Genomic DNA, 13,103 nt, shown 5'->3' on the forward strand with positions numbered 1-13,103 from the left:
GGAGTGAACGAACCTCTGGTGTTCGGGTTGTCACGCCAGTGGCACTGCCCGGTAGCTAAGTTCGGAATCGATAACCGCTGAAAGCATCTAAGCGGGAAGCGAGCCCTGAGATGAGTCATCCCTGACCCCTTGAGGGTTCTAAAGGGCCGTTGGAGACCACAACGTTGATAGGTGGGGTGTGTAAGCGCGGCGACGTGTTGAGCTAACCCATACTAATTACCCGTGAGGCTTAACCATACAACACCCAAGAAGTGTTCTGGGCCTTGTAGCAAGTGAACGAACTACTCAAATTCAGTGATAGTGACAAGCCAAGCGCAACATCACTACTCACGTCAGCTTTCTGGATGAAGATTTTTGCCTGGCGGCAATAGCGCTGTGGAACCACCTGATCCCATGCCGAACTCAGAAGTGAAACGCAGTAGCGCCGATGGTAGTGTGGCATTCGCCATGCGAGAGTAGGACACTGCCAGGCACCTAATTTAGACTAAAAATCCCAACCGATAACATCGGTTGGGATTTTTAGTTTTTTATTAATCCCAACGACAATGATATTTCATATCAAGACATCTATTTCTGAGTAACGTTTGAGCCACGTCAATAACTTAGTGTTTACATCGTGTTACAGTCCGCAAGCTTACAACATCAAATGACAATAAAAGGACGTATGTGATGAAAAAGACACTTCCCGTGCTGATGGCTGCTGTACTGGCATCTCCTTTCGCCTTAGCGCACCAAGCGGGTGATGTATTAGTACGTGGCGGACTAGCTTTTGTTTCTCCACAGGAAAGTAGCACCCCGATCGAGCTTGAGATCAATACCAATATGCAGATGGGGCTAACTCTCTCTTATATGGTGACAGATAACTGGGGCGTTGAACTGCTAGCCGCTACACCATTTTCTCACTCAGTAAAATTAGGTGGTGCTGAGGTTGCTAAAATCAAGCATCTACCACCGACTCTGATGGGCCAATACTATTTTGGGGATGGCCAAAGCAAGGTTCGTCCTTATGTTGGTGTTGGCGTTAACTACACAACATTTTTTGATGAGCAGGGGCGCGGTATTTTGAATAACGATAGTATCAGCCTAGATAGCTCTTGGGGTGTTGCTGGCCAAGTAGGTATCGATATGGCGATCACTGATCGTTGGTTTGCTAATGGTTCTGCATGGATCATGGATATTGATACTGATGTACATACACAAACCGCTGGGACTATTAGCACTAAAATCGACCCCATGGTCTTCATGGTCGGCGTAGGCTATCGTTTCTAGTCACGGTGTTTGAGATGGCATGAAGCCATCAGCGATTACCTTTGATGCCAGTCAGTGACTACTGACTGGCATTGTTTTTTCAATCATTGGTGCTGAGTTAGCTATGAATGCGGCATGGCGACGAACACTTTGGTTGATATTTATTCTCAATTAGCGATGATATGAGTCCCACTTAGACTGTGCAGGAGAGTGAGATGAACCTAACTAGTTGGCAGCGCTATATGTTAGAAGCTGAGCGAGCTTGGCAATCAGGTGCTTTGGGTTCTGCGATTTGTTTGTATCAGCAGGCACTGGGTGAGGCATGTGAGATGACCCAAGTCGAGTTAGCTGAACTCGCCAGCATCCGCGTCGCGACTTGTCATCGGTTGGCTGACTTCTGGCGAACGATGGATGAGCCGACCTATGAGTTGCGCTATCTCAAGCTAGCTTCCGAGCTAGTGACAGCTTTAGTGCCGCAATGTCCGAACCGCGTGTGTGAGTCACTCATTAGCGAACTAGGTTGCTGCCGCAGTGCGCTGCTTGCTTTCCTCAAGCGTCACCCTAACCCCGAGATCGCCAAACTGATCCAGCTCCAAGATAAGGTGCAAGGCTGTGAGTTGATCGGTCGTTTTCGTCTCAACTGATAGGCTTGCTGCGTCCTTCCAGTTTACGAGTAATACGTTGTTGTGCCTCTTCCCCACACAGAGCCTGTGCAAATGCCCGAGCTTCCAAGCCAATCACATAGTGCACTGCCTGTTTTAACTCTTGTTTAAGCAGGGCTTTGCTCTTTTGCACGGCTTTAGGTGGCTGAATGGCCAGTTTTATTGCTTGTGCATAAGCAAACTGGAGTAATTCATCGGCTGCCACCACTTGATTGGTGAGCCCCAGTTGTAACGCTTTTTGTGCATCGAACACCTCGGCCAGCAGGAGTAGCTCGGCCGCCTTCAGGTGACCGATGGCGCGTGGTAGCAGCAGGCTAGCCGCAAACTCTGGCACCAGCCCCAGCTCGACGAAAGGGAGCTGCAAGCGGGCGTTATCCCCTAGATAGACCAAATCACAGTGCAGCAGAATGGTGGTGCCGATACCGATAGCCGGGCCTCCTACTGCGGCGATCACCGGTTTGGGAAAGTCGGCCAGCGTGTGGAGAAATTGCAAAATAGGGTCATCTGCTGCTAGTGCGTTTTTACCGACAAAATCAGCTAGATCGTTACCAGCAGTGAAGCAGTCCACCTGCCCCTGCAGCAATAAAACATGTACCTGCTCATCACTTGCCGCCTGTTGCAGGGCCGCACTCAGTTGTTGATACAAGGTGGTATTGAGGGCATTGCGTTTAGCTGGGCGATTGAAGGTTAGCGTCAACACACCATGCTGCTGTGTTTGCAAAAGGGCAGATTCCATCTCGTAATCCTTGTTATGGCAGATGTAAAAAAATGGTGGTTAGCGTAACCTTGGCTCCCTGTTTAGCAACATCATAAAAGGATCTGAATTATGTTAAAACGCGCATTCTGTACTCTTTTGGTGCTGGGCATGAGTGCTCCCGCCTTGGCAAAGGTCGAAGCGGTGGCCGGCTATGTCCGGTTGTTGCCAGCGGGCTCACCGAATACGGCCGCATTCATGGTGCTCAAAAATGATGCGAATCAACCCGTACAGTTAGTATCCGCTGCCACACCAGCGGCAGAGCGGGCTGAGTTGCATACCCATCTCCATGAAAATGGGGTGATGAAGATGCGTCAGGTCGACAGCATCGAGATTCCAGCAAAGGGAGAAGTGGCACTGCAACCGGGTAGCTTCCATATCATGCTGTTCAATATTGGCGCTCTTTCCGAACAGACCCCACTGCCACTGACTCTCACCCTCGATGATGGCCAGCAGCTAGCGCTCTCTCTCCCCGTTAAGCCAATCGAACCGATGGGTGAGATGCAACACATGAAACACTGATATCGGCTGACAGCAGATTGACGCTGGGTATTTTGACCGTGGTGAGTAAAATAGTGCCCTTTCAATCCCTTTAAGAGGACCTAACGTGATAAAGAAAAGTCTGATGGTCGGTGTGGTGCTGGCATGTGGTAGCCAAGGTGCGATGGCAGCTAATGATTGGCGTTTTGTTGCTGGGGTCGATATTTGGTCTGCTCAGGGGAGTGGTCAGGCTTATGGTGCCAGTGCTAGCCATTACGACGATCACTACAACTGGAATGGCTATCTACAGCTGGAACATGGCCTCATTCTGCTGCCAAATGCCAAGCTCGAAGTCTCCGATTTCAGTACATCAGGCGGTGCCTTTAAAAATGAGCTGAGCGCTTATGATTTGACCCTTTACTACCGCCTATTCAACAACAATCTGTTTAAAATCGATTTAGGTGTGACGGGACGTCACTACGATGGTGAGCAGGTGACCTTTGGCCGCCGCGGTTATAGCCAAGACAGCCTGATGGCTTATGTGGGCAGCGATGTTTCTATCCTCAATACGGGCCTTGCCCTGTTTGGTGACCTACGTAGTCATGATGCTGATAACTATGACTACCGTTTGGGCGCCTCCTACAAATTCTCGTCAATGCCGGTCAAACTCCGTGCTGGCTGGCGTGAGGCCAACGTGGACTTCGACAACATTGATCAGCGTATTGATGGCTGGTTTATGGGCGGCGAATTTACGTTCTAATCAGGCAGCTTTGCTGACAAATTGACCGACGACAAGGGTTAATAATGGGCCACATCATAGTGACAGGAGCGGGGTCCGGTTTAGGCCGAGCCCTGACCATCGGGCTGGTTGAGCGGGGTCATCGGGTCGCTATGATGGGACGTCGTTATCACAAGTTGCAGCAGCAGGAGCAGCTGCTTGGCAACGCGGTGGTTGGCATTGCGGCCGATCTGGCGAACCACGAACAAGTTGAGATCGCATTTGCCGCGGCCGTGGAATGGGGTGGTTTGCCAGAGATGGTGATCCACTGCGCTGGCGTCGGGGAGTTTGGTCCTGTCGGTATTTATACCGCTCAGCAGATCCGCATGGTGGTGGAGAGTAATCTTATCTCCACCATCTTGGTGGCGCAGCAGACGGTGCGCCTTATCGGCCAACAAGGTGGGGTGCTGGCGAATGTGCTCTCTTCTGCGGCTCAAACCAGCAAGGCTAACGAGAGCCTATATTGCGCCTCAAAATGGGGGATGCGTGGTTTTCTGGAGTCGCTACGGGCTGAGCTAAAAGGCACCCCGCTGCGGCTGGTCAACCTCTACCCAAGTGGTATCCGCAGTGAGTTTTGGGATAACTCGGATCATGTCGACTCAAGCGGTTTCATGACGCCAGCAGATGCAGCGGCTTATATGCTCGATGCGCTCGCGGCCAAAAGCAGTTGCCATGTCACAGACCTTGTTATTGGGCGTAATGAGTAGCGCCCATTCCTGCCGTAGTCGAGAAGACGCTAAGCGTGGTGTTGACCGCAGCGCACAGAGCATACCGATAGCTCATCAGGTAACACCAGGCCAAGCCAGTCCATGAACCGTTGAATTGGTTTCTTTATCGAATTGAGATGGCGGAGCGGCAATAGGTTGCTACAGGGATAATCTGGCTTGCGAACATCGCTCCCTCTCTTTAATTGATAACCATCACGTTCTTAACCTTTTGCCGCAACAAATATCCCTGTCGCTGAGCCGCGATCTTGTTGAGCACCTAAACACGTCGCCACCATCCTTGCCGCAGGGGCGCTCCGTGGCTTGGGAAGCAAACTGATCTAGTCCATGGGTCAGTAGGTAACGGCGCAATTTTATTGATGTTTTTTTCAGTTTTTCCCTACGAGCGGTAATGAGAACTGGGCGGCGGTATCGGGTATTATCCGGTTTCTACATCGCCTGTTATTGAGGATTTATGCCTGCATTCTCTTGGTTAGCGCTCTTCTTTGGTGCGTTCTACTTTGTTTACGGCGCCTATTTGCCGTTCTGGTCGCTCTGGCTGGAGGGGATCGGTGTCAGTGCTGAGCAGATAGGCCTGTTGTTGGGGGCGGGCATGGCGATCCGCTTTGCCGGCAACTTATTGGTGATGGAACAGATTAAAGGGGCCGGTCATCTGCTGCCGGTCACCCGTTGGCTCAGCGTATTCAGTTTGCTGGCGTTTATCGGGTTCTATTTCAGTCACCAGCTTTGGTGGTTGGTGGGGCTGACGCTGCTGGCCAATTTTATCTATCCCACCTTGATGCCCGTCGGAGAGGCGCTGGCGACTCGGATGGTGGTGCAGGCTCATCTCGATTACGGCAAGGTGCGGCTGTGTGGTTCATTGGCCTTTATCGTGGCCTCGACCTTGGTGGGGGCCCTCGTGAGCAATGTTGGCAGTGAGTGGATTCTGCACGCCATGGTGATCGGCTTAGTGCTGATGGTGCTGCTCAGCTGGTTGCCTCTTCACCCTGCGCCGCAGGATGTGGCCGGCGAGCGCGCCAAAGCATCGCTTAAAGCGACCTTGCGCAGCCCGACGGTACGACGTTTTTTGCTGATCACGGCGCTACTGCAAAGTAGCCACGCCGCATATTACGGATTTAGTGCCATTCACTGGAAAGCGGCGGGTTACAGCGGCACCATCATCGGTTATCTGTGGGCCCTAGGGGTGGTGGCTGAGATCGGTATGTTTGCTGCGGATAAGCGTTTCCTGCAACGTTGGGGAGCTCGACAGCTGTTTATCGCAGGGGCAATCGGTTGTGTGGCGCGCTGGTTACTGCTGGGGACGACCACGGAACTAGGATGGCTGGTGCTTGGGCAGTTATTGCACTCGGTGACCTTTGGTATGAGCCATTTGGGTGCGGTGCGCTTTATGACTCGTCAGCTACCCGCGGAGCAGTTAATCCCGACCCAATCGCTCTATGCGGCTATCGGTCTTGGGATGGTGTTAGCCGCCTTGATGGCCGTCTGTGGCTCGCTCTATGAGTCGCTGGAGGGGGGGATCTTTCTGCTGATGGCGCTGGTAGTGGTGCCGGTATTTTTCTTGCGGTTCAAGCCGACCACGGTGGCCGCCGCCGCTGTTTAACGGTGATCGCGGCTGCAGTGAGCGCGATGCTACCGCCTGCAACATGGACAAGGAGTGATATATGCACCAGGGATGGTTGCTGATCGGCTTAGCACTGAGTTACCTAGGGCTTTTATTTCTGATTGCCTATGTTGCTGATAAGTACAAGCGTCAGCGTCTCAAGGGGCAACCGCTACTTTATAGCCTGTCACTGGCCGTTTATTGCACCTCATGGACCTTCTTTGGCACTGTTGGCCAAGCCAGCGAATCCCCTTGGTCGCCGGTGCCCATCTATCTGGGGCCCATGCTGGTTTTTCTGTTTGGTTGGCGCTTGCTGGCCCGCTTGATTTTGGTGGCCAAGCGCGAACACATCACCTCGATTGCTGACTTTATTGCTGCCCGCTATGGCAAGTCGCAACGACTCGCCATGCTGATTTCCCTGATTGCCATTATGGGGATCTTGCCGTATCTGGTGCTGCAGCTGAAAGCCATTGTTACGGGCTTGGATCTGCTGATGAGCAACCGGGTGGGCAGTGGCACCAGCAGCCTCTTTTCCAGTAATACGGCGGAGCTAGCCCTCGGTGTCACCTTGTTGCTGGCGCTGTTCAGCATTCTGTTTGGTACTCGGCATCTTGATGCGACCGAGCACCACCGAGGCATGGTGGTCGCTATCGCCTTTGAGTCAGTGGTGAAACTATTAGCCTTTATGGCCGTGGGTGGATTTGCGCTGTGGCTTATTTTGAGCCAGCCGAGCCCCGCTCACCCCCATGTCACCCGCGATTTCTTTGCCGCCGTCACGGCGGTGAGCCCTGCCAATTTGCTTGAACTGGCGATTTATACGGTGCTCGCCATGTGCGCGGTTATCTGCCTGCCGCGCCAGTTCCATGTCACTGTGGTGGAGAACAATCAGGGTCAAGATCTCCATTGGGCTCGCTGGATTTTCCCGCTCTATCTGTTTGTGATGGGGCTGTTTATTTGGCCCTTGGCACTGGCAGGTAAGCAGTGGGTCGGGGCTGATCTCGCTCCAGATACCTATGTGATTAGCTTGCCAATGGCGCTGGGATTTGACGGTATGGCCCTGCTGGCGTTTCTCGGCGGTACCTCGGCGGCCACTGGCATGGTGATTGTCTGCACCATCGCGTTGGCGATCATGGTGAGCAACGATCTGGTCTTGCCTGTGCTGCTGCGCCGCTTTTGGCAGCAAGGTCGAGATGAGCGACTGGTGCGATTGCTGCTGCAGGTCCGTCGTGGCGCCATTTTGCTGATCTTATTGGCGGCGTGGGGGCTCTATTTATGGTTGGGGGATCTCACCAGCTTATCGCGTATCGGTTACCTCTCTTTTGGTGCGGTGGCACAGTTTGCGCCCGCGTTATTGTTGGGACTTTACTGGCGCCATGGCAACCGAAAGGGGGTCTATCTTGGGCTGATGATCGGGATTTCACTGTGGTTTGTGACCCTGCTTGCCGAAAGCGGTCTGCTGGCCGGTTCGCCGTTGGCGGCGTTGCTGGCCCCACCTGATTGGCCTGCGTTTCGTGATCTGAGCTTAGGTGCTTGGTGCATTCTGTTAAGCCTGCTGGGTAATCTGCTCGGCTATGTGGTGGGTTCACTGCTCTCTCGCGCTGCAGTCAGCGAGCAGTTGCAGGCGGCCAACTTTGTCGGCACACCGAGCCGCGATACGACGGCGCTCTATCAGGCACGGGTTTCGGTCAAGGAGCTGGAGATGCTGGCCGCCCGTTTTGTCGGGTCAAGCCGTGTCAAGCGGGCATTTGGCCGCTTTGCCGGGGAGCATGGCGGCACGTTAGCGCCGCAGATGCAGGCCTCGGCAGCGCTGATCGCCCATACCGAACGGTTGCTGGCGGGGGTATTTGGCACCTCATCAGCCCGCTTGGTGCTGGCGTCGGCCCTCCAAGGGCGCAACATGCAGCTGGAGGAGATCGCCACCATAGTGGATGAGGCCTCTGATGTGTTTCGCTTCAATCGAGGGCTGCTGCAAGGTGCCATCGAACACATTGGCCAAGGGATCTCGGTGGTGGATAGAGAGCTCAAGTTGGTAGCCTGGAATCGCCGCTATATCGAGTTATTCCACTATCCGCCGGGCTTGATCCAAGCGGGTCGGCCGATTGAGGCGATCATTCGCTACAACGCCCAAAAAGGGCTCTGTGGCCCAGGTGATATCGACGCACATGTCGCCCGTCGGGTCGCCTTCATGAAGCGAGGGAGCGCCCATATCTCCGCCCGCGAGCGGCCTGATGGCAGAGTGATCGAGATGCAGGGTAATCCGATGCCTGCTGGCGGGTTTGTCATGACCTTCACCGATATTACCCCGTTTCGTGATGCTGAACGGGTGCTCAGAGAAGCCAATGAAAACCTAGAAGCACGGGTTGCGGAGCGCACCCGCGAGTTATCTGAACTCAATGGCCAGTTGCGGTTGGTTAACCAGCAGGTGGAGCGAGCTAATCACTCGAAGAGCCGTTTTTTGGCTGCGGTGAGTCACGATCTGACCCAGCCCCTCAATGCGGCCAAGTTGTTTACCTCTTCCTTACTGGAAATGGTGCCCACGGATGACGAAGCTGCCCGTATCGCGCGCCACATCAATGATGCGCTGGGGGCGACTGAGGACCTGATCAGCGATCTGCTTGATATTTCTCGGCTCGAAGCGGGTAAGTTCAAAGCCAAAAAACTCGACTTTGCCCTGTGCGATGTATTCGATAACCTCAAGGCGGAGTTTGGCGTGTTAGCGCAGGCAGGAGAGATACAGTTCTCCGTGATAGAAAGCAAACTCGCGGTACATAGCGATGTGCGCTTGTTGCGCCGAGTGCTGCAAAACTTCCTGACCAATGCATTTCGCTATAACCCTGCTGGCCGGGTATTGCTCGGCTGTCGGCGCCAAGGAGACAAGGTTCGCATCGAAGTGTGGGATAACGGCCCAGGTATTCCGGTGGATAAGCAGGAGGCGATTTTCGACGAGTTTTCACGTCTTGACCACTCCCGCACAGCGAAAGAGCAAGGATTGGGATTGGGGCTGGCCATCGCCCGTGGGATTGCTCAGGTGCTTGGACATCACCTCACCTTACGCAGTTGGCCGGGATCGGGGTCGGTGTTTGCGGTGACGCTCGCGCTGGCGACGCGCCCCGTTGCCGCTCGTCCCTTGATGACGCCCGCGATACGGGACAGTCAACTAGAGGGAGTGCGGGTGCTGTGTATCGACAATGAGCGCGATATTCTGATTGCTATGGCTTCCCTGCTGGCACGTTGGGGCTGCGAGGTGCGCTGTGCGTTGAGCCAAGCGGAGGCTGAGTGCTGTATTGGGGAGGATTTCAGACCTCAGTTGGTACTCTCTGATTACCACTTGGATGACGGAAAGACGGGGCTCGCGGCGCTACAAGGGTTGCAATTGGTGTCGGGTGAACAGTTTGGCGGCATCATCATCAGTGCGGACCGCAAAAGTGAGCTGCAAGCAGAGGTTAAAGCACAGGGCTATGGCTACATCAGTAAGCCGGTGAAACCGCTCAAACTGCGGGCGTTGATGAATAGTTTACTATCACCCGTAGAGTGAACTAACTCACAAATTCAGGCAAATCTAGCGACGATATAATGCAGCATGAACATAGCGAGTTGGTGCGCGTTGCCTGCATTTTTTAACTTATTGCTAACTTTTCGTGGGTTTCAAATTGATCATGCTGTCACTGGGGTAGTGGCAGTATGAATCCCTCCCTTCTATAGTCGAGAAGCGATTTTTTTTATCGCGAACGAAGTATGAGAAGGGCAAACCGACCACGAGTCGGGACGCTAGGTTCCCGTGCAGGGGGGCACCCCCTTAAAGCGCGAGCGACCTCAGGAGCTGGGCTGCTTTTACCAAGGAAAGTTGCCTTCCTGCCATTGAATCGGGGGCGTTGTCCTTTTCGTTGCCAATATAACGAATAAGGAAATTCAATAATGCCAAGTCCAAAACCAACCCTGCTGGCCCTGATGGTCGGACTCTGCTGTGCAACCTCTGCATACGGAGCCTTGCCCGGTAAACCCACGATAGGCTGGGGCCCAACCAAGTTTTCCATCATCGAAGTAGACCCTGCCGCCACCTCTTATAACAATCTGGTCAAGGTGAAGGATGCTGCAGATGTCGAGGTGAACTGGAACCTCTGGAGTGGTGATCTGGGCCAAAGTGCCAAGGTATTGCTCAATGGCAAGGAGGCGTGGTCCGGCCCCTCTGCTGCGGCAGGCAAAGCGACGTTTAAGGTTAATAAAGGCGGTCGCTATCAAATGCAGGTTGCCCTCTGTAATGCCGATGGGTGCGCCCTCTCCGATAAGAAAGAGATTGTGGTTGCCGATACCGATGGTAGTCACCTCGCCCCACTAAAAACGGCCTTGCAAGAGAACAACAAGCCGTATGTGAACAAGTCTGGCAAGGTGGTCGGGACTTACTATGTGGAGTGGGGAGTCTATGGCCGCAAGTTCACCGTTGACAAGATCCCAGCCCAAAACCTGACCCATATTCTCTACGGGTTTACTCCCATCTGCGGCGGCGATGGCCTCAACGACAGCCTAAAAGAGATTGAGGGCAGCTTTCAGGCTCTGCAGCGGGCTTGTGCCGGACGTGCGGACTTTAAAGTGGCCATTCATGACCCGTGGGCTGCAGTACAGATGCCACAAAGCGGCCTCAGTGCTTATGACGAGCCTTATAAGGGCAATTTCGGTGCCCTGATGGCCCTCAAGCAGGCCTATCCCAACCTGAAGATTTTACCGTCGGTAGGGGGCTGGACGCTCTCTGATCCCTTCTTCTTTCTCGGGGATAAAGCTAAACGGGATACGTTTGTTGCCTCAGTCAAAGAGTTCCTCAAAACATGGAAATTTTTCGATGGCGTGGACATCGACTGGGAGTATCCGGGTGGTCAGGGAGCTAATCCCAAGTTGGGGAGCTCGACCGATGGTGCTACCTATGTGGCACTGATGAAAGATTTACGGGCCATGCTTGATGAGCTGGAGGCTGAAACCGGCCGTCAATACGAATTGACCTCTGCGACCGGTGCGGGTGGCGATAAGATTGAAGACATTGATTACCGGGCGGCTCAGCCGTATATGGATCACATCTTCATGATGACCTATGACTTCAACGGCGCATGGAGTAATACCGAACTGGGTCACCAAACCAACCTCTATCCTGCGAGCTGGGATCCTAATACCAAATACACCACCGACAAAGCCGTAAAGGCGATGCTGGCGCAAGGGGTCGAGCCGAGCAAGCTGGTTGTCGGCGCGGCGATGTATGGCCGTGGTTGGACGGGCGTCAGTGGTTATCAGGCTGGGAATCCCTTTACTGGTAAAGCCACCGGCAAGGTCAAGGGAACATGGGAAGATGGGGTCGTGGATTATCGCGATATTGTGAACAACCGAATGGGAACCGGTTGGGAAAAAGGCTATGACGAACTGGCCGAAGGTCCCTATCTCTTCAAGGCATCAACTGGCGATCTGATTACCTATGATAATGACCGCTCCGTCAAAGCTAAGGGACAATATGTGCTGGCTAACCAGCTCGGTGGCCTCTTTTCTTGGGAAATCGATGCCGACAATGGCGATATTCTCAATGCGATGCATGAGGGATTAGGGCATGGTAGCGGCACGACACCGCCAGCCAATAAACCTCCTCTTGCCAATGCGGGCAGTGATATCAACGTGACCGGCCCCGCGGATGTCACCTTGAATGGTACTGCGTCCTACGATCCTGAGAGTAGCGCGCTTACCTACAGCTGGAAGCAGTTGGTAGGCCCTGCGGTTACTTTGCTCGATACCAATCAGGCCAAAGCTCGTATCGTATTGGATAGCGTGGCCACTGATACTAATCTGACCTTCGAACTAACCGTGACAGACGATAACAATCTGTCTGCCAAGGATCAGGTGGTGGTGACAAATAAGGCGCCTCAAGTCAACCAAGCACCCGTTGTGACCGTGCCTACCAGCACGAGTGTGGAGTCGGGCCGCTCGGCGGCGATTAAGGCGAGTGCATCAGATCCTAACGGTGACGCCCTGACTTATCAGTGGAGCGTGCCAGCAGGTTTGACTGTCACAGGTCTCAGCAGCGCCACGTTGCAAGTCAGTGCTCCACTGGTGAGCAAAGAGACTAGCTATGACCTGACCCTATTGGTATCGGATGGCGCATTAGATGCCACTGCGGTCACCCGTCTTGTGGTGAAGCCGGTCGGCACTGGGGGGGGCTGTGTGGTGAGTGATCCAGATGCCGCTAACTGGCCTGCTTGGCAAGCGAGTAAGGTTTATAACAGCGGTGATAAGGTAAGCCACAACCAGCTGGTATGGCAGGCCAAGTATTGGACCTCTGGCAATCAACCAAGTCGCACAGCCGATCAGTGGCAACTGATTAGCAAGGTACAACTGGGGTGGGATACTGCAATTGCTTACAATGCTGGTGATATTACCTCCCATAATAATCGTCAGTGGAAAGCTAAGTATTGGACCAGAGGGAACGAACCAGGTAAACATGAAGTCTGGCAAGATATCGGACCTGCAAGTTGTAATTAAGACAAGATGTTATTTAAGCCAAAGGGCATGCATAGCATGCCCTTTTTCTCTGCTAAACCACCCTGATTTTGGGTGGTGCTGACATGGCCGTTATGGCTTTAAGTCTGCCTCTCAGAGGCGCCACAAGCAGAATATAAGTAGGGTGATAACCAGACTTCATGACACAAAACAGAGAGATAGCAGTGAACCGCTCAGTCATTGGTAGCTAATCGCAGCAATTTTATGTGAACAAACAGCAGGTCATATTTTAGGGTTGACAGTCATGCAAGTGATGCCTATTATGCGCCTCCGTTACTGGCGATAAGTTCAGTGGTGACGGAGTAAATTGGGGTTATAGCTCAGCTGG

The 13,103-nt window shown here is 53.4% G+C and carries 9 protein-coding genes and 2 rRNA genes; 10 read left to right on the forward strand and 1 reads right to left on the reverse strand.

From position 1 onward, the window contains the following. From CUC53_RS15270 to CUC53_RS15285, 4 genes are all read left to right on the forward strand, one after another. Positions 1 to 237 (forward strand): 23S ribosomal RNA (locus tag CUC53_RS15270); the annotation flags it as partial. A 120-nt stretch (positions 238 to 357) separates the two neighbouring features. Beyond that, positions 358 to 472, forward strand: a 5S ribosomal RNA gene (gene rrf, locus CUC53_RS15275). Between the two features lie 197 nt (positions 473 to 669). Next, positions 670 to 1,269, forward strand: a complete 600-nt coding sequence (locus tag CUC53_RS15280; RefSeq protein ID WP_100294942.1) for an OmpW family outer membrane protein — start codon at positions 670 to 672, stop codon at positions 1,267 to 1,269. A gap of 194 nt (positions 1,270 to 1,463) precedes the next feature. Next, positions 1,464 to 1,892 carry a DUF2753 family protein gene (locus CUC53_RS15285; RefSeq protein WP_100294943.1) on the forward strand — a complete coding sequence of 143 codons (429 nt, stop codon included), beginning with the start codon at positions 1,464 to 1,466 and terminating at the stop codon, positions 1,890 to 1,892. On the opposite strand, the gene CUC53_RS15290 is transcribed toward CUC53_RS15285, so the two are convergent. Continuing rightward, positions 1,885 to 2,646 (reverse strand): enoyl-CoA hydratase-related protein, encoded by a 762-nt coding sequence (locus tag CUC53_RS15290; RefSeq protein ID WP_100294944.1) that lies wholly within the window; start codon positions 2,644 to 2,646, stop codon positions 1,885 to 1,887. The genes CUC53_RS15285 and CUC53_RS15290 overlap by 8 nt on opposite strands. A 90-nt stretch (positions 2,647 to 2,736) precedes the next feature. On the opposite strand from CUC53_RS15290, the gene CUC53_RS15295 reads away from it, so the two are divergent. The 6 genes from CUC53_RS15295 to CUC53_RS15320 all read left to right on the forward strand — a co-directional run bounded on the left by CUC53_RS15295 (position 2,737) and on the right by CUC53_RS15320 (position 12,757). Then, entirely contained in the window at positions 2,737 to 3,186 is a 450-nt protein-coding gene (locus tag CUC53_RS15295; RefSeq protein ID WP_100294945.1) for a copper chaperone PCu(A)C, read from the forward strand. An 88-nt stretch (positions 3,187 to 3,274) separates the two neighbouring features. After that, positions 3,275 to 3,904, forward strand: a complete 630-nt coding sequence (locus CUC53_RS15300) for a TIGR04219 family outer membrane beta-barrel protein (RefSeq protein WP_100294950.1) — start codon at positions 3,275 to 3,277, stop codon at positions 3,902 to 3,904. 44 nt (positions 3,905 to 3,948) lie between these two features. After that, a complete protein-coding gene (locus CUC53_RS15305) occupies positions 3,949 to 4,629 on the forward strand; it encodes an SDR family NAD(P)-dependent oxidoreductase (RefSeq protein WP_100294946.1) in 681 nt (226 codons plus the stop codon). A 472-nt stretch (positions 4,630 to 5,101) separates the two neighbouring features. Further along, positions 5,102 to 6,247, forward strand: a complete 1,146-nt coding sequence (locus CUC53_RS15310; RefSeq protein ID WP_100294947.1) for a 3-phenylpropionate MFS transporter — start codon at positions 5,102 to 5,104, stop codon at positions 6,245 to 6,247. Positions 6,248 to 6,308: 61 nt separating this feature from the next. Then, on the forward strand, positions 6,309 to 9,782 hold the full coding sequence (locus CUC53_RS15315; RefSeq protein ID WP_100294948.1) for a hybrid sensor histidine kinase/response regulator: 3,474 nt from the start codon (positions 6,309 to 6,311) through the stop codon (positions 9,780 to 9,782). Positions 9,783 to 10,162: 380 nt separating this feature from the next. Further along, on the forward strand, positions 10,163 to 12,757 hold the full coding sequence (locus CUC53_RS15320; protein WP_100294949.1) for a glycosyl hydrolase family 18 protein: 2,595 nt from the start codon (positions 10,163 to 10,165) through the stop codon (positions 12,755 to 12,757). The last annotated feature ends 346 nt before the right edge of the window (positions 12,758 to 13,103 follow it).

This window comes from Aeromonas cavernicola, from assembly GCF_002795305.1.
Classification (GTDB): Bacteria; Pseudomonadota; Gammaproteobacteria; order Enterobacterales; family Aeromonadaceae; genus Aeromonas; species Aeromonas cavernicola.